The following is a 23482-nucleotide window of genomic DNA, read 5'->3' as shown; positions in this document are numbered from 1 at the left end:
AACATCTAAGAAAAATGAGTGAAGATATAAATTCATCCAATTTCAAAATGGATGCAAATGAAAGAAGAAAAAGAATTATAGGTGTATCCATAACAGGTATAGTAACAAATCTGTTACTGGGAGCGTTAAAGGCGGTGCTTGGAATACTTTCAGGCTCAATTGCTCTTGTAAGTGATGCTTTAAATAATATTACGGACTCATCATCATCACTTATTACTATAATAGGTACAAAACTTGCAGGTAAGGCACCTGATAAGCAACATCCTTTCGGACATGGAAGAACGGAGTATCTGACAAGTCTTTTGATTGGAGGTATCGTATTTATTACCGGTTTTCAATCTCTTATAAGTTCAATAAAGGCTGTTTTTAACAGAGAAGAGATGAATGCGAGTATTGTAACTGCAATAATAATTATTACAACAATTGTTGCTAAAATTGTTCTTGGTACTTTCACTGAAAACAGCGGTAAAAAATATAATTCGGGTGCATTGATTGCATCAGGTGCTGATGCAAAAAATGATGCTGTAGTGTCTTTGGTAACTCTGATATCCACATTTATATATATGTTTACAAAAATTTCTGTAGACGGTATTGCCGGTGTTATTATTTCGATATTTATTTTAAAGACTGCATATGAGGTATTGTCGGATACAGTAAAGAAAATACTCGGAGAGAGAGTTGACGGTGAGATGGTAAGGGGGATAAAGGAGATAGCAAGAAATACGGAAGGTGTTATAAATTGCTTCGATCTTATACTAAACGACTATGGCCCTGATTTTTATACAGGCTCTATAAATGTGGAAATAGAAGATAAAAGAAGTATAGGTGAGATGTATCCTATTTTACATGAGGCTCAGACAAAGATTTACAATAAATATAATGTTTTTCTTGTATTCGGATTTTATTCTGTAGATGTAAATGATGAGAAATATATAAAGATAAAATCAATACTGAAAAACTACAAGGAAAATGAGAGGCATATCATTAACTATCATGGAATAGTTATAGATGAAAAAGACAGTACAATTTATTGTGATATTACAAGAGACTTTGATATTAAATCCGAAACCGTTATAGAAAACGTGAACATAATTTTGAAAGAGGAATTTCCGGAGTATGAAATACATGTAAATATAGATACGGAATTTGCCGGAGAATAGAATAGTAATCAGTTAATATAGCAAAAAATCGACAAATGTATATTAAATTGAAAAAGTAAAAATTTTATTCTGTGGCTTGTATCTAATAAAGTACTTAAAATACAAAAAAAGTACATAAAAACAGCTTGAAATAAATAAAACCTTTTAGTATACTGACAAAAGTTAGCAGATGCTAACGGATGTAATATAATAGAACTTAAATGCAAAGGGAAGTGTTTTTGCAAGAGTATTTGGTCAAAACGTATTACTACATTCTGATTTTGATGCTTTTTTGTAGTGCAACATTCCCTTTATTTAGGTCTATAAGTTAGTGGCTACTAACTAAAGTGTACGTAATAGGAGATTTATGAAAAGAAAGCTAATTTTAAATGTAGGTGTTGGAGCATTGAGTATTTTGATGGCTGCAACACAGGTTACGCCGGCTTTTGCGGGTTCATGGCAGAACACACAGAGCGGAAGGAATTATATAAATGATAACGGCAGCAAGGCTTTGGGTTGGACTCAGACTCCAAGCGGCTGGTATTATCTTGATACCGACAGCGGTATTATGCATACAGGTTGGAAGAAGGACGCGGCCGGACATTGGTATTTCCTTAATACAGCAAAGGGAGCTGCTGAGGGTATAATGCTCACAGGATGGAATTGGATTGACGGCTATTGCTATTATTTCAATCCTCAAAGCGGACCTGATCAGGGTAAACTTCTTGTAAATACCACAACTCCTGACGGTTACAAAGTTAATGCCGACGGTAAGTGGGAAAAAGACGGAAAAGTTGTATTCTCACAGGGCAAAGGTCTTTCTTCTACAGCAGGTGCATCAGCAGGTAATGCCGGTCAAGGAGAGGCTAAAAAGAGCGCAGGAAGCTCTAAGGGAAGCTCAGGCGGCGGAAGTTCCAGAGGCGGCAGCAGAGGAAGAGGCGGCTCAGGCGGCGGAAGCTCCAGAGGAAGAGCCGGATCAGGCAGTAGTTCAAGAGGCGAATCACAAAATCAAAATGCAGGTACAGATACAAATTCGGGAAATAGAGGATATTCTGTTGGTGATGTAGAGCACAGTGCTAATACAGTAGAAAACAATACTGCAAGTAATAATGTGGCAGGCACAGAAAATAACGCAGGCAATAACGCAGCTTCAAACAATGAAAACGCAGGAACTACAGGAAACAATACAGGTAGTGAAGTTGCAAACAACACAGGAAACACCTCAAACGGTGAGACTTCAAACAACGCAGGGAACACCTCAAACGCTGAGGGAACCAACAATACAGGTAATACAGAAAATAATGCAGCTTCAAATACTGAAGAAACAAATAATGATAAGTTTGCATATGTAAACTATACAAAAAATGTAAATACAGATTTCGGAGAGTATGTTGTAGTTACATTCAAATACGGAACTATTGACAACTATAAAGTATTGGTAGACGGAGTAGATGTTACTTCAAATATGACCAAGGTTGATGATGACGGTCATGTTGTTAAGTGGCTTTCAAGTGTATCAAATCCTTCAGCATTACAGATTGTAAGTAAAGCTGATAATGATACTCAGGACATCACGCTTGCAGGCGGGGAGAGAAAGAATATAATAAAGACTGATGTAAAGGCACCTAAGTATGTATTATCAAACGGTCCTATTACAAAGTTTGACTATTTCCTTGAGACATTTGACAATGCCGGCAAGGTAAGAAAGAATGCTTCAAAGACCACATTTACATTACAGTCAAAGAAGGTGGATTCAGCAGCAGCTGCAGTTCCTTCAAAATACTATATCCCTGTAACTGAGATAGATAATGTAGGAACCGGAAGCATAAAGATAAAGCTCCAGCTTGAAAATGAGGAGCAGGAGAAGTGGTTTGAAGGACTTAACAATATTAAACTTTTAAATGAAGACCACAATATTATAAACTCAAACCTTGTATACAATAAGTCTGTAGAGACAAAGTATGCAAAAGTGGGAGTTATAAATATTCCTCTTCCTCAAAATAATGCAAGAAGCAGAGGCGATTACTATGTAAGTGTAGGTTCTGCAAACGGAAACGAAAGAATAAGCCTTCCTATATCTCTTGTAAGCAGTACAAACTTTAAGGTAATGCGTGACAGCACAACTCCAAATCCTAAGGTTGGAGAAAATATCAGATTCAGGATAGTTGATCCGAAAAACAATCAGAGCTTTGGAAATGATATTGGTGTTGTAATGTACAGAGTTACACTTACAAAGCCTGACGGTAGTGTTATTGAATTGCCGAAGATTTCAGGATGGCATAATATATCGGATATTGTACAGATTACAGGAACAGACAGTACTTCAGGTAAGGTGTATACAGATGTAGCCGGAGTTTATACAGCTACAATCTATACAAAGGGATATAAGACTCTTACAAAGAAGTTTGAAGTATTAAAGAGTGACGGTTCATCCGTAGCAACAACACCTGTCAGTGATGAGTCAAAGACTGTGGATGCTATATCTTCTCCTACAGTAGGTAAAAATCATGCAGGAAACAGAGAGTCTTCAACAATTACAAAGGTTCTTGTAGGTGGAGGAAGTTCTGCATCTTCAGGCTCAGGAAAGAAGGCTGATTCTGTATCAGGCGCTACAGGTAAGACAGGCGGTAAGGCTGATGCTACATCCGGTGCAAGCGGAAGCATGATGATAAATTCATACCTTATGTATGATTATGATCTGCTTGCAAATGCAATGATTTTAAATGAAATCGGACTTAGAAGCAAGGATTCGGATGCCGTAATGAACTGGTGGCTTGAGCAGTCTCCTGAGGCGATTGTTGGAGAAGATAAGAGTAAATTATATCTTCTTAACAACTTTGTAGATGCATATAAGGATGCAAGACTTGAAGGAAAGGCTCTGACATTTGAGGACTACATCAAGTCTGAGGATGCAGTAACAAGAAATATTGTCGGAAATGTAAAGAACGTACTTGAAAACGGCAAGCTTGGAACTATTTATCGTTACGGTAATCTTGTAGGAGAGGCTGCACCTACATTTGAAGGTCTTGTGCAGGCAAATGCTGACAGCTTTACAATAACAACCGATAACGCAGATTTCTTAAAGAATCTTGAGTCTGTTATACTTGACGGTTCATCACCACTTAGAGGCGACAAATATTTGAAGCAGTATGAAGTAAGTGCAGATTATAAGAGTATCACACTTTATAAGAGTGCATTCAACAGATATCTTGCTCCTATAGTAGGAACACATAAACTTGCTCTTAATTCTATAGGTTTTGAGAAGATAGAACTTGACCTTACAATCACAGATACTTTGGAAGAAGTGGAACTTAGTGATGTAAGTGAAAAGCATGAGACAGATTCTGAGATAGTTATAAAGGCTGTTAAGGATGATGATGCCAAGAAGGGAGATTTCCTCAGTAAGCTTGGCAGAGTAATGGTTCAAAATCCTGACGGTACACTCAGGGACGTAATATCCGCATCTGCAGGCGGTTATACTTCAAATTCGGTTTATACTGTTGCGGACGGAAAAGTTACACTTCGCGGCGGATTGTTTAAAAATGCAGGCGAATATATTATCTATCTGCAGTCAAGCGACAGAAACTATGCTGTTAAGTCTATAAAAGTAAATATAACTGAGAAAGCAAATACAGCACCTGTAACTCCTGTTACACCCGTGACTCCGGTAACACCTGTAACACCGGTTACTCCTGTAACCCCACCTGCAGTGGAAGAGGGCAAGGATGCACCTAAGGCAAAGACCGGCAAAAAGTCGAATTTGTTATTCTACAATATGCTTACAGTGAAATTTGAGGGCATGAATGATTCCGACCTTGAGAAATATCTTAAAGCGGTTACAAGTGTCACTGTAAACGGTGAGGATTATACTAAAGCAGGTATTATAGGTTTCGGATATGGAAATACAAAAGAATTTAGGGCGCATAATGATTCAACTTATGGCGGCAAAATAAGTCAGTTATCTGTAAAGGCAAGCAGCTTTACAGATAATAAGTTTGATTTTGTTGTAAAGGCGGATGGATATAAGGACCTTACATTTACAATGAATGCAGACGGAAGTATAGCGGAAAGTGTTGCACCGGCACCGGTAGTTCCTACAGTTAATGCTGTGGAAGTTGATAAGGTTGAATTTAAAAAGTATAATAATGCCGAAGTATATGCCGTTACACTAAAAGGCGATACTGCAAAGATTAATGAGTTTATAGAGAAGCTTAATGCTGTAGAAGTAAACGGTGTAAAGGTTGAAGAAGGTAGAATATCAACACTTAGCAGAGATTTATTTGCAGTAGACAACGATAATGTAATCTACATAAAATCAAGAAAGATAAAGGGATTTGCAGACAAACTTGTATTTAAGGGAGAGGGTATGGATGATTTAGTCTATACTACATCTTCACAGATAGCTACACCTGCTATTACAGGTTCAGAGATTAAGAAGGGATATGATAATTTTGTAAGATTGACATTTGATGATACGGATAGAGTAGGGCTTAAGAGATTTACAGAACTTATAAGTTCGGGTAAGGCAACAGTTACCGTAAACGGTGTTACTTACAATAAAGGATATAATCTCAGAAATGCCGCTACATATAAGCTTACAGCAAATATGGCTTTCGGATATACTCAGTTTATAGACCTTTCACTTGACGGATTTAATCAGGTAAATAATGAAGTGGCAATAAGCTCTGAGAATTTTGAGACTATCAGATTTAATGTAGAGATAGCTGAAAATGCTTCCGCAGCAGGCAGAACAAGATCAAGAAGAGACTTAAGTGCAGTAGAAACCGCTACATCATCAAATGCGGTAATACGATAAGATTAAAAATTAAATATTATATTTGATTGATTATGCCTCCTTTTAGAGCAAATGAGTGAAAAATACTTATTACTTTATAAGGAGGCATTTTAGATATGTGGAAAATTGAAAATAAATGAACATATGTTCCGTATTGACATGTTGACTTTATTTTTGTAAGATGAAAGTTGCACTATTGTAGGGATTTTTGTGCCCTTTTAGAGGTGTTTGGACGTGAAAATGTCCAATGTAACTTGCCTAACGGCTAAACAAATTGAATAGATTGCTCTAATTATAACATAGAAAAATCTAAATTCATAGAATAAAAAATATACAGGGGTGAAACGTCAATGGATAGAAGCAAGATGCATCCGATAACTTCCGGAAAGAGCATGAGGATGAGTTTCCAAACACAAAAAGAAGTTCTGGAAATGCCTAACCTGATAGAGATACAAAAAGACTCATATCAATGGTTCCTGGATGCAGGCCTAAAAGAAGTTTTTAGGGATATATTTCCTATAGAAGATTTTGCGGGACATTTTAGCCTCGATTTTGTCAATTTTAAATTGGCAAGAGATGAAGTTAAATATTCCATAGAAGAGTGTAAGGATAGAGATACAACATACGCAGCTCCGTTAAAGGTGAAAATCAGACTTACCAATAAGGATAAGGATGAGATAAACGAGCATGAAATCTTTTTAGGAGATTTACCACTGATGACAGATACCGGATCGTTTGTAATAAACGGTGCGGAGAGAGTTATAGTCAGCCAGTTGGTCCGTTCACCGGGTATTTATTATACAATAGATCACGATAAAATAGGTAAAGAGCTATTTATGTCTCAGGTCATACCTAACAGAGGTGCATGGCTTGAATACGAAACAGATTCTAACGATATCTTTTATGCAAGAGTGGACAGAACAAGAAAAGTTCCTATCACAGTACTTTTGCGTGCTTTCGGTCTTGGAACAAATACTCAGATTATAGATATGTTCGACGAGGAGCCGAAGATTATGGCGAGTTTTGCAAAAGATCCGTCTGAAAATTACCAGGACGGTTTGCTTGAATTATACAAGAAGATCAGACCGGGTGAGCCGCTTTCAGTAGACAGTGCCGAAGGTTTGCTTAAAGCAATGTTCTTCGATGCCAGAAGATATGATTTGGCAAAAGTAGGAAGATACAAATTCAACAAGAAACTCCATTTTAAGAACAGAATAAAGGGACATACTCTCGCAAGAGATGTAGTGGATGAGAATACAGGTGAAGTATTGGCGCAGGCGGATACCGTAGTTGATGCTCAGACTGCAACAGAAATACAGAATGCAGCTATTCCTGCCGTATGGATAAAAGGAGTAGAACGTGAAGTAAAAGTTCTCTCAAATATGATGGTAGATATCGAAAGCTATGTACCTGAGCTTACGGACCCTAAGTCTATCGGAGTTACAGAGCAGGTATATTATCCCGTACTTCAGAAGTTAATGGAAGAAAATGAGGGTGAAGAGCTTATAAAGGCTATTGAGAAGAATATCAATGAGCTTATTCCAAAGCATATCACCAAGGAAGATATTTTCGCTACAGTAAACTACAATATGCATATAGAAGAGCATATCGGAAGCAAGGATGATATCGACCACTTAGGAAACAGAAGAATAAGAGCGGTAGGAGAGCTGTTACAAAACCAGTACCGTATCGGTCTTACAAGAATGGAGAGAGTTGTAAGAGAAAGAATGACCACTCAGGACATTGAGTCTATTACACCTCAATCACTTATAAATATTAAGCCTGTAACTGCCGCTGTTAAGGAGTTCTTCGGAAGTTCACAGCTGAGCCAGTTCATGGATCAAAACAACCCTCTTTCAGAGCTTACACATAAGAGAAGACTTTCAGCTTTGGGACCGGGAGGTCTTTCAAGAGAAAGAGCCGGATTCGAGGTTCGAGACGTTCACTATACCCACTATGGTAGAATGTGTCCTATCGAGACACCTGAAGGACCTAACATCGGACTTATCAACTCACTTGCAAGTTTTGCAAGAGTAAATGAGTACGGATTTGTAGAGGCGCCTTATCGTGTTGTGGATAAGTCACAGGACCCTGAGAATCCGAGAGTTACCGAAGAAGTAGTATACTTAACAGCCGATGAAGAGGATAATTTTACTGTAGCACAGGCGAACGAGCCGCTTGATGCCGAAGGACATTTTGTAAACAACAATGTTTCAGGACGTTACCGTGATGAGACTTCAGAGTTTAAAAAGAAAAATATAGATTTGATGGACGTATCACCGAGAATGGTATTCTCAGTGGCTACAAGTATGATTCCTTTCCTTGAAAACGACGATGCGAACCGTGCGCTGATGGGTTCAAACATGCAGAGACAGGCAGTGCCTCTTATGATCACTGATGCACCTGTAGTTGGTACGGGTATGGAGACCAAGGCGGCAGTAGACTCTGGTGTTTGCGTTGTTGCCAAGAATTCAGGAACTGTAATTGAGTGTTCATCAGATAAGATTGTTATTAAAAGAGATGATGATGCGGTACTTGATACTTACAAGCTTATTAAGTTTGCAAGAAGTAACCAGTCAAACTCATATAATCAAAAGCCTATAGTATTTAAGGGCAACCATGTAAATGCCGGTGAGGTTATTGCAGACGGTGCTTCAACATACAATGGTGAGATAGCCCTTGGAAAGAATCCGCTTATCGGTTTCATGACATGGGAAGGATACAACTACGAGGATGCCGTACTCCTTAGCGAGAGACTTGTGGAATATGATGTATATACATCTATTCATATTGAGGAATACGAATGTGCGGCAAGAGAGACTAAGCTCGGACCTGAAGAGATTACAAGAGATGTACCGGGAGTCGGTGATGATGCTCTTAAAGATCTTGATGAGAGAGGTATTATCAGAATCGGTGCGGAAGTAAGGGCCGGTGATATACTTGTAGGAAAGGTTACTCCAAAGGGAGAGACGGAGCTTACAGCGGAAGAAAGACTTCTTCGTGCAATCTTCGGTGAGAAGGCAAGAGAGGTAAGAGATACTTCACTTAAGGTACCACATGGTGCTTACGGTGTTGTTGTTGATGCGAAGGTATTTACAAGAGAAGCCGGAGATGAATTGGCTCCGGGCGTTACACAGAATGTAAGAATTTATATAGCACAAAAGAGAAAAATCTCAGTCGGTGATAAGATGGCCGGTCGTCACGGTAACAAGGGTGTTGTTTCCAGAGTGTTGCCTGTAGAAGATATGCCATTCCTTCCAAACGGAAGACCGCTTGATATTGTGCTTAACCCTCTGGGTGTGCCTTCACGTATGAACATCGGACAGGTACTTGAGATTCACCTCTCACTTGCGGCAAAGGCACTTGGCTTTAATGTGGCTACTCCTGTCTTTGACGGTGCAAACGAGAATGACATTATGGATATGCTTGAGGTTGCAAATGACTATGTAAACGGTGATTGGGACGACTTCGAGAATAAATATAAAGATGTACTCGATCCGGGAGTTGTAGAATATCTCGGTTCACATCTTGAGAACAGAAAACTTTGGGAAGGTGTTCCTCTTTCAAGAGACGGTAAGGTAAGACTTCGTGACGGTAGAACCGGAGAGTACTTTGACAGCCCTGTTACCATAGGTCACATGCATTATTTGAAGCTCCACCACATGGTAGACGATAAGATTCATGCAAGATCGACAGGACCATACTCACTCGTTACTCAGCAGCCGCTTGGAGGTAAAGCACAGTTCGGTGGACAGAGATTCGGAGAGATGGAGGTTTGGGCTCTTGAGGCATATGGTGCATCATACACATTGCAGGAGATCCTGACAGTAAAATCCGATGATGTTACAGGACGTGTTAAGACATACGAGGCCGTTATTAAGGGCGAAAACATACCTGATGCAGGTATACCTGAGTCATTCAAAGTACTTTTAAAAGAGCTTCAGTCTTTGGGACTTGATATAAGTGTACTTGGAGAAGACGGAAGAGAAGTGGAACTTAAAGAGAATACGGAATATGCAGATCTCAGTATTCACTCTATTATAGAGGGTGAGAGCAGACACCATGGAAGAGAAGATTTCAAGTCTGCAGGTTATAGTGAGCAGGAAGTAAAGGACGGGGAGTTTGTATCCGTTTCGGACGATGTGGCCGATATGCAGAATGCCGATGCTGACTATGATGGTGATATAGATTCGGGGGATGATTCCTCCTATGACGAAGATTCATTTGATGACACAGATAATTTTGAAGAATAATCTGAAAGTGGAGTGAATACTTATACAGCAGATGCCTTTTTTGGCATCTGCGAAAAAATCAATGAAGTCGATTTATCGTTTTATATAGAAGGGAGCAAATTTTATGCCTGAAAACAATGATGCTTATCAGCCAATTTCTTTTGATGCAATTAAGATTGGTTTGGCTTCTCCTGAAAAAATACTGCAGTGGTCTCATGGTGAGGTTACAAAGCCTGAGACTATCAACTACAGGACATTAAAGCCTGAGAGAGACGGTCTTTTCTGTGAAAGAATATTCGGACCGAGCAAGGACTGGGAATGTCACTGTGGTAAATATAAGAAAATCCGCTACAAAGGCACTGTCTGTGACAGATGTGGAGTAGAGGTAACAAAGTCCAGTGTGCGTAGAGAACGTATGGGCCATATCAAACTGGCTGCGCCTGTATCTCATATCTGGTACTTTAAAGGAATTCCTTCAAGAATGGGTCTTATCATGGATATTGCACCTCGTATCTTGGAGAAAGTATTATACTTTGCATCATATATAGTATTGGACGGTGGAGACACTGCCCTCAACTATAAGCAGGTGCTTTCAGAAAGAGAGTATAGAGATGCAATCGAAACCTATGGCTACGGTTCATTCAGAGCAGGTATGGGTGCAGAGAGCATTTTAGAAATATTAAGCAATATCGATCTTGAAAAAGAGTCGGTGGAATTAAAAGAAGCATTGGTAGATGCTACAGGACAAAAGAGAGCAAAGATCATTAAAAGACTTGATGTTGTAGAGGCTTTCAGAAGTTCGGGAAATAAGCCTGAGTGGATGATACTCACAAATGTACCTGTCATACCGCCTGATATCAGACCTATGGTACAGCTTGACGGTGGTAGATTCGCTACCAGTGATTTGAATGATCTTTACAGAAGAATTATAAACAGAAACAACCGTTTGGCAAGACTCTTGGAGCTTGGTGCTCCCGATATCATTATCAGAAACGAGAAGAGAATGTTACAGGAAGCTGTAGATGCTCTTATAGATAACGGTAGAAGAGGAAGACCTGTTACAGGTCCGGGAAACAGAGCGCTTAAATCACTTTCAGATATGTTAAAGGGTAAGCAGGGACGTTTCCGTCAGAACCTTCTCGGAAAGCGTGTTGACTATTCGGGAAGATCTGTTATCGTAGTAGGACCCGAGCTTAAGATTTATCAGTGCGGTCTTCCAAAGGAGATGGCTATAGAGCTCTTTAAGCCTTTCGTAATGAAAGAGCTTGTAGAAAAGGGAACAGCTCATAATATAAAATCTGCCAAGAAGATGGTAGAGAGAATGCAAAATGACGTGTGGGATATTCTTGAGGAAGTAATCAAAGAGCATCCTGTAATGCTTAACAGAGCGCCTACACTTCATAGACTGGGTATTCAGGCATTTGAGCCTGTACTTGTAGAGGGTAAGGCTATCAAGCTTCATCCGCTTGTATGTACAGCGTTTAATGCCGACTTTGACGGTGACCAGATGGCTGTCCATTTGCCGCTTTCAGTTGAGGCTCAGGCTGAGTGTAGATTCTTGCTTCTTTCACCGAATAACCTTCTTAAGCCTTCAGACGGTGGACCTGTTGCCGTTCCTTCACAGGATATGGTTCTCGGAATATATTATCTTACACAGGAGAGACCGGGAGCAAAGGGAGAAGGTAAGTTCTTTAAGAGTGTAAATGAGGCGATTCTTGCATATGACAACAAGATTGTTACATTACATTCCAAAATCAAGGTCAGAATAAGCAAAAAGCTTGAAAACGGAGAAGTTATATCAGACACTGTTGAATCAACAGTGGGTAGACTTTTATTTAATGAAATAATACCTCAGGATCTCGGATTTGTAGACAGAAGTATTCCGGGAAATGAGTTAAAGCCTGAGATTGATTTCCTTGTAAAGAAAAAGCAGTGTAAGCAGATATTAGAGAAGGTTATCAATGTACACGGACTTTCAAGAACGGCGGAAGTGCTGGATGATATAAAGGCAATCGGATACAAGTATTCAACTATTGCATCTATGACTGTTTCCATTTCAGATATGACAGTACCTGAGAGTAAGCCTGAACTTATAAAGAATGCGCAGGCCACAGTTGACAGAATTGCAAAGAACTATGCCCGTGGATTTATTACTGAAGAAGAGAGATACAAAGAAGTTATAAAGACTTGGGATATGACAGATAAGCAGCTTACCAGAGACCTGCTTGACGGACTGGATGCATATAACAACATCTTTATGATGGCCGACTCCGGAGCGAGAGGTTCTGATAAGCAGATAAAGCAGCTTGCAGGTATGCGTGGTCTTATGGCGGATACAACAGGACATACTATCGAGCTTCCTATCAAGTCAAACTTCAGAGAGGGTCTTGACGTTTTGGAGTACTTTATCTCAGCTCACGGTGCCAGAAAGGGACTTTCAGATACTGCTCTTCGTACAGCCGATTCAGGATACCTTACAAGAAGACTTGTAGACGTTTCACAGGACTTAATAGTTCGAGAAACGGACTGCTGCGAAGGCAAGGAAATTCCGTTTATGGAAATCAAAGCATTCTCAGACGGTAAGGAAGTTATTGAGAGTCTTGAGGAGAGAATTACAGGAAGATATATTGCGGAGACTATAACAGATCCTGATACGGGAGAAGTTGTAGTTAAGGCAAATCATATGTGTACTCCAAAGAGAGCCGCTGCGGTAATGAAGGTGCTTGAAAAGCTTGGAAGAGACAGCGTAAAGATAAGAACAATACTTTCATGTAAATCACATACAGGTATCTGTGCTAAGTGCTATGGCGCGAACATGGCTACAGGACAGGCTGTACAGGTAGGTGAGGCCGTAGGTATTATTGCCGCTCAGTCAATCGGTGAGCCGGGTACACAGCTTACTATGCGTACTTTCCATACCGGAGGTGTTGCCGGTGGAGATATCACACAGGGTCTTCCTAGAGTCGAGGAGCTTTTCGAGGCAAGAAAACCTAAGGGACTTGCAATCATCACAGAATTCGGTGGTGTTGTAGAACTTAAGGATACCAAGAAAAAGCGTGAGATCATTGTTACAAACAATGAAACAGGTGAATCAAAGACATATTTGATTCCGTACGGCTCAAGAATAAAGGTTGGAAACGGAGACGTTTTGGAGGCCGGTGACGAGCTTACAGAAGGTAGTGTAAACCCACATGATATCCTTAAGATAAAAGGTGTTCGTGCGGTTCAGGACTACATGCTTCGTGAAGTTCAAAGAGTTTACAGACTTCAGGGTGTTGAGATCAACGATAAGCATATAGAGGTTATCGTTCGTCAGATGCTTAAGAAGGTAAGAATAGAAGAAAACAATGATGCAGATGTACTTCCGGGAAATTCAATGGATGTTCTGGATTACAATGATATGAATGAAAAGCTTATTGAAGAAGGAAAGACTCCTGCAGAAGGTAAGCAGGTAATGCTCGGTATTACAAAGGCATCTCTTGCTACAGATTCATTCCTTTCAGCGGCATCATTCCAGGAGACTACAAAGGTTCTTACAGAAGCCGCTATCAACGGTAAAGTGGATCATCTTATAGGACTTAAGGAGAATGTACTTATAGGTAAGCTGATACCTGCAGGTACAGGTATGAAGAGATACAGAAGTGTAACTCTGAATACAGACGAATTCATCGGGGATGATGATGAAATCATCTTAAGTGAGGACGATCCTGCACTTCTTGATATAAAAGAAGAGCTGATAGCTGATGCAAAGGAAGCTTTGGAGTCGGAAGAAAAGGCTCTTGAGATGGAGAATGCTGAAGAGGTTACAGAAGGTGAAGAGAGTTCTGATACTGAAGAAGCGGATGCTCAGAGCGATGAAGAATAAAGATAGAAGGGAGACTGCCGGTGTGGCGGTCTCTTTTTTGGTTCTTTGTTGTCATACTTTAAGTTCCGGAAGGACGATTTAAGAATATTGTTATTGAAAAATATTTACATTCATCATAAAATAAAGCCAAGTGAAAGGAACTTATTTCTGTTTTTATTTTCAAATTTTATTTCTTAAAACAATTTCTATGAAATCAAATCAGTCGCATTAACGGAGGTCGTATGAAGGGCAACAAAGAAAAAGATATTACACAAAAGACACTTGAAAGGTATAATGATGTGTTTGCAGATATTATAAATGTGTTACTGTTTAACGGTGAGAGAGTGGTAACGGAAGACAGCTTGACAGATGCACTGCCGGGAAGTACTTTAAAGATGGACGGCAGGATAAGGACACAGTATAGGGATATTGCAAAATATTGGCATAACAGTAAGATAAAATTATCAATGTTCGGATTGGAGAATCAGACAAAACCGGAAAAGAGAATGCCGCTTAGGGTCTTTGGATATGACGGAACAGAGTATGTCAAGCAGGCCAAAAAAGAGAATAACAAAGAAGTACTTTATCCTGTGATTACATTGGTATTATATTTCGGGTATAATAGTAGATGGAATCAGCCAAAGAGCTTATTTGAACTTTTGGAAATAGATGAAAGGATCAAACCATATGTTAATGATTTCAAAATAAATCTATTTGAAATAGCATATCTTGACAGAGAAAAGATAGATATGTTCAAAAGTGATTTTCGGATACTGGCCGATTATTTGTATCAGATGCGTGTAAATAAAAAATATGTAGCCGGTGATATGGTAATTGAGCATGTAGATGAACTGTTAATGCTGATGTCTGCGATGACGAATGATTACAGATTTGAAGAGACCATAAACGAGGTGAAAGGAAAGGAGCATGTAACTATGTGTGAGGTACTAGACAGAGTAGAAGCAAGGGGAATAGCAAAAGGAAGAGAAGAAGGCATTAAAGAGGGTACTGTAAATGTACTTATTTCTCTGGTAAAGGACGGAATTCTAAGTATTTCGGATGCGGCAAAAAGAGCAGGTATGAGCGTTGCAGAATTTAAAAAGTATACAAACATGTAAAAATAAATACATAGAAAATAGCTCAATATTATGTTACACTCCATATGAAACAGTTTTCATATGGAGTGCTTGTTTTTGGGGAAAGATTAGTATAAAAACCCAAAATAAGTACAGTTAAGTATATGAGGTGAATACTTATGCAAGAGTTTAAAAATTGGAAGCCTCCGGTACTGCCTAAGGAGATAGATCAGGCTGATGTACCGGGAAGCAAGGTTGTTATAACAGAGTATCATATTGACAGAGCAGGCAGGATTTTCCCTGATTTGCTTGAGGAGATTGAAAAAGTTAAGAGTAAAAACGGTAACGGAAAGGTTGTTGTATCCGTATCAGGTTGTTCAGGTGTGGGAAAATCAGGAATAGCTGCAGTACTTTCTTATTATTTAAATGATATAGGAATAGGAAGCTATATTTTGGGTGGAGACAATTATCCACGAAGAATCCCTGAGTACAATGATGCAGAGCGCCTACATATTTTTAGAGAAGGCGGATTAAAAGGTCTGGTAAAGGACGAAGAGTACAATAAAGAACGTTTTCAAACAGTTCATAAACTGCAAGAAGAGGGTAATGATGCAGATCCTGAAAATATAAAAAAATATCCATGGTACAAGTCATATATAAACGGTGGACGTAATGCACTTAAGGAGTATCTCGGTACAGGCAATGAGCTTGCATTTAAAGAAGTTGAGGATGTTGTTGACCAATTTAAAGCAGGAGCGGAAAAAATCTGGTTAAAGAGAATGGGAAGAAGCAATACACAGATATGGTATGATGATGTGGATTTTAAGGATGTAGGTGTCCTTTTAATTGAATGGACACATGGAAACAGTGATTGCTTCAATGGAGTCGATATTCCAATACTTATACACAATACTCCGGCAGAAACTTTGAAATACAGACTTTTAAGGAATCGTGACTGCGGAATTGACAGTCCGTTTACAACCATGGTACTTGATATAGAGCAGGAATCACTGATAAATCAGGCACATAAGGCAAAGATAATTATTACTCCAAGCGGTGACAGACTAAGCTATGAAGAATATTGTAAATATATAGGAATGTAGGTGGGTAGTGTGAATAAAAATAATAACGGTCCGATGCTTAATGCATATCCTGACAGTCTTGGTGGGAACTTAAGTGATATTGTAAATTTCCTCAGTAAAAACGAGCTAAAGGATGTATTTTCATCATTTTACATACTGCCAAGTCTCTTCCATACGGATCTTGACAGAGGCTTTTCAGTAATTGATTATTCTTTAAATGAGCTTTTTGCAAAAAAAGAGGATTTGGAAAAGCTTGATGAGCTTGGAGTTGATTTAAAGCTTGATTTTATACTGAATCATGCTTCGGTGCTTTCCAAACAGTTTCAGGATATTATTAAAAACGGTGAGAAGTCAAAGTACAGAGATTTTTTCATTGATTGGAATAAATTTTGGGATGGCTGCGGCGAGATGACTGAGTCAGGTTATATACAGCCAAAACATGAGCTTATAAAGGATATGTTCTTTAGAAAACCGGGCATGCCCATACTGATGGTTAGATTTCCTGACGGAAAAGAAGTTCCTTATTGGAATACATTTTATCAGGAAGTAAGATATCCGACTTTGGATGCTGTGGATATCAGAAATATTACAGGAGTACAGTACGGTATAGCGGACGGATTGGCAAATCTATTAAATAAGGGGCTTTGTGAGGGTAAATCACCTGAAAAGATTTTAAACGAGTCAAATATCTACAGCAATAAACTTAGTGATGATCAAAAGAAAGAACTTTGTGAGAAGCTGGAGTGTGAGAGAAAATATCTTGGACAGATGGATCTTAATATAAAATCTCCTCTTGTTTGGGAGTTTTATGATAATACTTTAAAGACATTGGCAGATTACGGTGCTAAGATAGTCAGATTGGATGCTTTTGCCTATGCTCCGAAAGAGGTAGGTGAGAAGAATTTCTTAAATGAGCCTGCCACCTGGGATGTACTTACAAAGGTGAGAGAATTGGCTGATAAATACAATGTGAGACTACTACCTGAGATTCACGCAAGCTATGAGGAAAAAATCTATGAGAAGATAGCAAATAAGGGTTATATGACTTATGATTTCTTCCTTCCGGGACTTATTATAGATGCTTTTGAACAGCAATCAGGTGAAGTCTTAAAAAAATGGGCGGATGAACTTGTGGAAAAGAAGATACAAGTCGTAAATATGCTCGGTTGCCATGACGGAATACCTCTACTTGATTTAAAGGGACTTATCAGTGAGGAAAGGATTCAATCCGTCATAGATACAGTTGTAAAACGAGGCGGATATGTAAAGGATCTGCATGGTCAAAAGAATGTATATTATCAGGTAAATGCAACTTACTACAGTGCATTGGGCGAAGAGGATAAGAGAATGCTTCTTGCCAGAGCTATTCAAATCTTTATGCCAGGAAAGCCACAAGTGTGGTATTTGGATCTTTTTGCAGGAAAGAATGATCATGAAGCGGTAAAGAGAGCAGGGGCCGGAGGACATAAGGAAATCAACCGTACAAATCTGACTACTAAAGAGATGGAAGCCGGATTACAAAGAGATATCGTTTTAAAGCAGCTTGAAATGCTTAGATTCCGCAATACATTCCCTGTATTTTCAAATGAGAGTGAATTTAGTATGAAATGTAGCGGGAGTAAGATTTTTATGGAATGGAAGAATAAAGAGGAAAGAGCGGTACTAAAAGCCGATCTATCAGATTTTAATTTTGATATTATTGCGGAAAAAAATGGTGAGAAAATTTATCAATATAAATAATAATTTTATTGAAATATTTTTTTAGATGACATGCAAGAATGTTGTATATTTGATATGGAAGTTGGTGTCATAGATATGTAAAGTTTTAGAAAGAGTGTTATCAATAATATATTTTATAAGTATAGTTGTGAAGAATTGAAAGTTTTAATTTGTTGAAATTATAATGATTATTAATTAAAAAAATATCAATATTATTGTACATAAATAATTGATTTAATCATCATAGTGAAGTCTAGAAAATCATTGACACTTTATTATTGCTTGTGATAACATAACTACAGATAAAATATATATTTTTAGTAAATAAAATGTATTAAAATATGGGAAGGAGGTATGGTTATGAATTATGATAAGCCAACAGTTATTAACACTATAGCTGTAAATACAGCAAAATGTGGTGGTGGTCCATGTGGAAGACCTAGTGGTGTTAAGTCTTAAAAATTACTATGATATTTAAGTTAAGGGTGGAAAGCGCTATTGCTTTTACACCCTTTTTATTTAGTCAATATCAAAATTAAAGATATATAATGTAAGTGGAGCTGATTTGTATGTATTATAAGATTAGAGATAACATATTATTTAGAAAATATAATGGTTATGGGTACATCACAGATAATTCAGAATATGGATATCGTATGTTAGATGATAAGCGAAAATATCCAGGTGAAAAGTATGTTTCTATTAGCGGAGCTGTAATGTTAAGTATGTTAAAAAAGGTTCCTAGACATATAGAGGAAATACTTGATGAGTTGGTGCAAATTTTTATAGGAGTAGAATATGTGGTGTTAAAAAAAGATACTATAGAATTTTTTAATATATTTGCAAATGAAGGATTTATAGTATATGGAGAAACTATAGAGAGTTGTAACGATAAATACTTTGATGAATTTAAAAGTAATAAATTAAAAGATTGTTATACGCAAATAGAACATATTAATGGAGATACAAATCAAAATGAATTACTTAGAAGTATTCACATTGAGGTAGCTGATAAATGCAATGAACGTTGTGTTCATTGTTATATTCCAAATGAATGTAAAAATAGTACAATTGACTCAAATTTATTTTACAGAATAATAGAAGAAGGTTTAGATATGAATATTATACATATTACATTATCTGGTGGTGAACCTCTTATTCATAAGGATATAGTAAATTTCTTGAAAAAATGCAGAGAAGCTGATTTATCTGTAAATATATTATCAAATTTAACTTTATTAACAGAAGATATTATACTAGAAATGAAAAAAAACCCTCTTCTTTCAGTTCAAGCGTCACTTTATTCGATGGATGCTTCAGTGCATGATTCTATAACAAAGTTAAATGGTAGCTTTGAAAAAACAAAATCCGGAATTATTAGATTGTGTGATGAAGGAATACCAGTACAAATTTCTTGTCCTATTATTAAGCAGAATAGAGAAACTTGTGTTGATGTTCTACATTGGGGTTGGTCACATAATATTGCTGTATCTATAGAACCAATGATATTTGCTACATATGATCATTCAGGTAATAATCTTGAAAATAGATTAATAATAGAAGATATAGATATTATATTGAATATGCAAATGAAAGAGGGATATGCTAATGAAATATATAGGACAGCTGAATATAAGGAGAAATTAAAAGCGAATGACCCAATATGTTCTGTTTGTAGATATAGTTTTTGTGTGGATACAAATGGAAATGTTTATCCATGTGAAGGGTGGCAAAATAATTTAATAGGAGATTTAAGCTGCCAAAGCATTAAGGAAGTTTGGGAAAATTCTAAAAAGGTACAAGAGTTAAGGAGTATAAGTAGGGGGAAATTTTCGAAGTGTACTTATTGTAAAGATAGAGGTTATTGCACTGTTTGTATGATGTGGAATTCAAATGAAAGCCTGAGTGGAAATCCATTCGATATTAGTGAGTATCGTTGTAAGGTAGCAGAATTAACTCATGAGAGAGTAAAGGAGGCTCTATTTGGGTACAATAAATGGGAACTCTAAGTACAGTTAGTTATTTGTATATTTAAAGTATAGGGGTTATATAAAGTGTTATGGAAAAAATAATAGTAAAAAATGCATATGAAAACAACTTAAAGCATTTAGATCTGGAAATTCCACTTAATAAGTTTACTTGTGTTACTGGTTGCTCAGGATGTGGAAAATCATCATTAGTATATGATACAATATATGCAGAAAGCCAGAGAGCTTTTCTAGAAGGAATGACTGGAAATATTTATGGACAAAAATTGATGGATAAGCCACATGTGGAATCAATAGAAAATTTACGACCGACTATAAATATCTCTCAAAACTGTTATAATGTTAATCCAAGGTCTACAATTGGAACAACTACAGAAATATCATATTACATTAGGTCATTATTTTCTATTGTAAATAGTAATCAGGTTACAACAGTTTCAGAAAAAGTATTTTCTGCAAATAATCCTAATTCATTTTGCCCTAAATGTATGGGATTAGGAGTAGAGACAGTTGTATCAGAATCTCTTTTAGTTCCGGACAGAAATGTCACATTAAGAGATGGTGCGATTCTTTATTTTAAAGGTACATCAGAGGGAAAGGAACAAAAAATTCTACAAGCTTTATGTGAATATTATAATATTGACATAGATAAAAAATTTTCAGAACTTAGTAATGATGAAGTTAATAATCTTATGTATTCTGATGATCAGATTAGGCATAAATTAGTGTACAAGGTTGGAAAAAAGAGAAAGCAGCATCATGTAACACTTAGAGGAGTTATCCCTGATATATTGAGTAGATTATCAGGTTCAGAACCGTCTATATCTTCAGGAGCATACAATAAATATATGGAAGAGGTACGATGCCATGTATGCTGTGGTACTAGATTTAGAAAGGAGATATTAGAGTATAAGGTTGGTGAGTTTGATTACAATGAAGTAGAGAGTATGGAGTTGATATCATTAAGTTCGTGGATTAGAAACTTTAAAGATGATAGAATTACTTGTTCAAAAATTGACTTAATTGAACAAATCAAAGATACCATTCTTTTTAAATTAGATACACTAATTGAACTTGGTGTTGACTATCTATGTCTTAAGAGGTCAATCCCAACCTTATCAGATGGTGAGAGACAGAGAGTTAGAATTGCTACACAACTCACATGTTCATTAAAAAGTTTAATATATATTTTAGATGAACCTTGTAAAGGCTTGCACTACAGAGATGTACCAAAGATTATAGCGGCAACTAAGAATCTGACTTATCGTGAAAATACGGTAATTGCAATAGAACATAATAAACAATACATAGGTTCTTCAGATAATATAATTGAACTTGGTCCTGTTGGAGGGCCAGATGGAGGATATTTGATTAAAAAGTTGGGTGTTCCACAGGATATCAGGTATAATTTAGAATTTAAACAGATATCTGAAAATCTAAAATTTTTCAATATTAAAAATATAAATTTTAGAAATATATATAAACAAAATGCTAGTTTTCCGATAGGTAAGATAACGTGTATAACTGGCGTTTCTGGTTCCGGTAAATCAACGTTGGCATATGCTGTAGTAAGATGTTTTACTAGAAAAGATGAAAATACTTATGGTATTCTTGAGGGAGATGATAGAATTAGACAAGTTATACAAGTTGATCAGAGTCCTATAGGAAAGACACCTAGATCAACAGTAATTTCTTATTTGGAAATATTTGATGAGATTCGGAAATTACTAGCAGCTACGGAAGAGGCTAAACATATGAAAATTGATGCCTATAAATTTAGTATGAATATTAAGGGTGGACGTTGTGAATGCTGTCAAGGTACAGGTCTACAAAAAATAGAATTAAACTATCTGCCTAGTTCATATATTAAATGTCCTGAATGTGAAGGAAAAAGATTTAATGAAGAAGTCCTTTCTATTAGATATAGTGGAAAAAATATTTATGAAATTTTAGAGACACCGGTTTATAGTATTATAAATATATTTGCTGAAAATAAAAAAATTTATAATACTTTAAAAAATATGATTGAATTGGGACTTGGATATTTGAAATTAGGACAAATGTCCATGAACTTATCCGGTGGAGAGGCGCAAAGAATAAAATTAGCAAAGGCATTAAGTTCATCATGTAGGGGGAGAAAATTATATGTTTTGGATGAACCTACATCTGGATTAAATGATATAGATATAGATAAATTTATTAATGTCTTACATTCGTTGCAACAAGGTCAAGATACTATAATAATTATTGAACATAACATTGAGTTTATTTCTAGAGTTGCAGATTATATTATTGATTTTGGATTAAAGAGTGGTAAAGAGGGGGGAAAAATCGTTGTCAGTGGTTATCCAAATGAAGTATTCAATAATAAAAATTCGTCATTATATAATTTGATTAAATAAATAATTAGAAGTTTTATAGCTTTGTAATAATAGGAGGATGAATGTATACGGAAGGTAATATTGATCAGTGCTCTGTTGTATTAACAAGAGATTGTAATTTAAGATGTAATTTTTGTTATGCTAAGAGTGCAGGTTATGCAAAAAATGATATGATACAGTATGATAGTCTAAAAAAGATTGTCGATTTTTGTTGTGAAGCAGAAGTTAAATATATTTTTTTTACAGGAGGTGAGCCTCTTACATATCCATATCTTGTAGATATTTTAAAATATATCAAATCAAAATCTCATAAAATATTAACTGCAGTTGCTACAAACGGTGTGTTACTTAAGGATGTTAGTTTATGTAGAGATTTGATTGATAGTGGTATCGGATACATAGATATATCTATGAAAGGTAATAAACCTTGGGAGTGGCGTGAAGTTACGGGGTATGATGGATATGATGATCAATGTCAGGCTATTCATAATTTGTCATTACTAGAGATTGATTTTACTTGTTCGATGGTTATAACATCAAGTAATATTGAGTCAATTTGTGAAGCTGTTAGAGTAGCTAAAAATAATGGTGCGAGACAGTTTTCATTTACATTTATTATTGATAATGATTATGGTGTTAATGAAAAAGATTTAGTTTATTTGGAAAAAAATAATCCAATAAAGATGATAAACGATTTTATATTACAGATTGATAAATTAAATGCCATTACAGATGAGTGGTGGATAGAATATAGTTTTCCTATATGTATGTATACAGAAAAACAATTACAAATATTAAAGGGTAGACTTGCATCACCATGTCAAATACATTTAAAGAATGCTGTTACATTCAACACAAAAATGGAATTATTACCATGTGATATGTACATATATGAAAAAACGGCTAAATTTGGTAGAGATTTTTCATCATATAGAGACTTTTTAAAATTAATTGAAAAAGATAACTATGGCAAAACAATGAATAAAATACGTAAGTTACCATCTGAAGATTGTGTTAATTGTGAACATTTGGATATATGCTATGGTGGATGTCCCGTACTTTGGAAGAATTATTCATTTAAGGCTTTAAAAGAATTCAAAGAAAAGCATATAAGTAATCACTAATTCATGATTAATACTCTGAAAAAATATATATTATTTATCCTGAATTATTTACGGTGTAATATTTATATTAAGTACCGTGCTATAAATCTTTAAACTTAATTC

At 36.6% G+C, this 23482-nt stretch carries 10 protein-coding genes; all 10 read left to right on the top strand.

Annotation, left to right across the window (positions count from 1 at the left end):
* The first annotated feature begins 14 nt into the window (after nt 1-14).
* Nucleotides 15-1160 carry a cation diffusion facilitator family transporter gene (locus HMPREF1495_RS02485; RefSeq protein ID WP_034211768.1) on the top strand — a complete coding sequence of 382 codons (1146 nt, stop codon included), beginning with the start codon at nt 15-17 and terminating at the stop codon, nt 1158-1160.
* A gap of 346 nt (nt 1161-1506) precedes the next feature.
* Complete coding sequence (locus HMPREF1495_RS02480) at nt 1507-5955, top strand: hemoblobin-interacting domain-containing protein (RefSeq protein ID WP_034211766.1); 4449 nt, start codon at nt 1507-1509, stop codon at nt 5953-5955.
* Nucleotides 5956-6284: 329 nt separating this feature from the next.
* A complete protein-coding gene (gene rpoB, locus HMPREF1495_RS02475) occupies nt 6285-10187 on the top strand; it encodes a DNA-directed RNA polymerase subunit beta (protein WP_034211764.1) in 3903 nt (1300 codons plus the stop codon).
* A 103-nt stretch (nt 10188-10290) separates the two neighbouring features.
* Complete coding sequence (rpoC, locus tag HMPREF1495_RS02470; protein ID WP_034211762.1) at nt 10291-14031, top strand: DNA-directed RNA polymerase subunit beta'; 3741 nt, start codon at nt 10291-10293, stop codon at nt 14029-14031.
* Between the two features lie 221 nt (nt 14032-14252).
* A complete protein-coding gene (locus HMPREF1495_RS02465) occupies nt 14253-15128 on the top strand; it encodes an Rpn family recombination-promoting nuclease/putative transposase (RefSeq protein ID WP_034211760.1) in 876 nt (291 codons plus the stop codon).
* 137 nt (nt 15129-15265) lie between these two features.
* Nucleotides 15266-16189, top strand: a complete 924-nt coding sequence (locus HMPREF1495_RS02460; RefSeq protein ID WP_034211759.1) for an adenylyl-sulfate kinase — start codon at nt 15266-15268, stop codon at nt 16187-16189.
* Nucleotides 16190-16198: 9 nt separating this feature from the next.
* Complete coding sequence (locus HMPREF1495_RS02455; RefSeq protein ID WP_034211758.1) at nt 16199-17908, top strand: alpha-amylase family glycosyl hydrolase; 1710 nt, start codon at nt 16199-16201, stop codon at nt 17906-17908.
* Between the two features lie 635 nt (nt 17909-18543).
* The gene (locus HMPREF1495_RS02450; protein WP_242832837.1) at nt 18544-19896 is read left to right on the top strand and encodes a radical SAM protein; all 1353 of its coding nucleotides are present in this window, start codon (nt 18544-18546) and stop codon (nt 19894-19896) included.
* 50 nt (nt 19897-19946) lie between these two features.
* A complete protein-coding gene (locus HMPREF1495_RS02445) occupies nt 19947-22277 on the top strand; it encodes an ATP-binding cassette domain-containing protein (RefSeq protein WP_034211756.1) in 2331 nt (776 codons plus the stop codon).
* Between the two features lie 41 nt (nt 22278-22318).
* A complete protein-coding gene (locus HMPREF1495_RS02440) occupies nt 22319-23380 on the top strand; it encodes a radical SAM/SPASM domain-containing protein (protein WP_034211755.1) in 1062 nt (353 codons plus the stop codon).
* Nucleotides 23381-23482: the final 102 nt, after the last annotated feature.

It is taken from the genome of Lachnoanaerobaculum sp. MSX33 (genome assembly GCF_000512995.1).
Classification (GTDB): Bacteria; Bacillota; Clostridia; order Lachnospirales; family Lachnospiraceae; genus Lachnoanaerobaculum.
Note: the sequence above shows the minus strand (reverse complement) of the source record. Positions and strands in the feature narration are given on the sequence as shown.

Excerpts from the sequence above, each read along its gene's own strand:
- HMPREF1495_RS02485 (WP_034211768.1), top strand. The coding sequence starts at position 15 with ATGAGTGAAGATATAAATTCATCCAATTTCAAAATGGATGCAAATGAA.
- HMPREF1495_RS02480 (WP_034211766.1), top strand. The coding sequence starts at position 1,507 with ATGAAAAGAAAGCTAATTTTAAATGTAGGTGTTGGAGCATTGAGTATT.
- HMPREF1495_RS02440 (WP_034211755.1), top strand. The coding sequence starts at position 22,319 with ATGTATACGGAAGGTAATATTGATCAGTGCTCTGTTGTATTAACAAGA.
- rpoB (WP_034211764.1), top strand. The coding sequence starts at position 6,285 with ATGGATAGAAGCAAGATGCATCCGATAACTTCCGGAAAGAGCATGAGG.
- HMPREF1495_RS02465 (WP_034211760.1), top strand. The coding sequence starts at position 14,253 with ATGAAGGGCAACAAAGAAAAAGATATTACACAAAAGACACTTGAAAGG.
- rpoC (WP_034211762.1), top strand. The coding sequence starts at position 10,291 with ATGCCTGAAAACAATGATGCTTATCAGCCAATTTCTTTTGATGCAATT.
- HMPREF1495_RS02445 (WP_034211756.1), top strand. The coding sequence starts at position 19,947 with ATGGAAAAAATAATAGTAAAAAATGCATATGAAAACAACTTAAAGCAT.
- HMPREF1495_RS02450 (WP_242832837.1), top strand. The coding sequence starts at position 18,544 with ATGTTAGATGATAAGCGAAAATATCCAGGTGAAAAGTATGTTTCTATT.
- HMPREF1495_RS02460 (WP_034211759.1), top strand. The coding sequence starts at position 15,266 with ATGCAAGAGTTTAAAAATTGGAAGCCTCCGGTACTGCCTAAGGAGATA.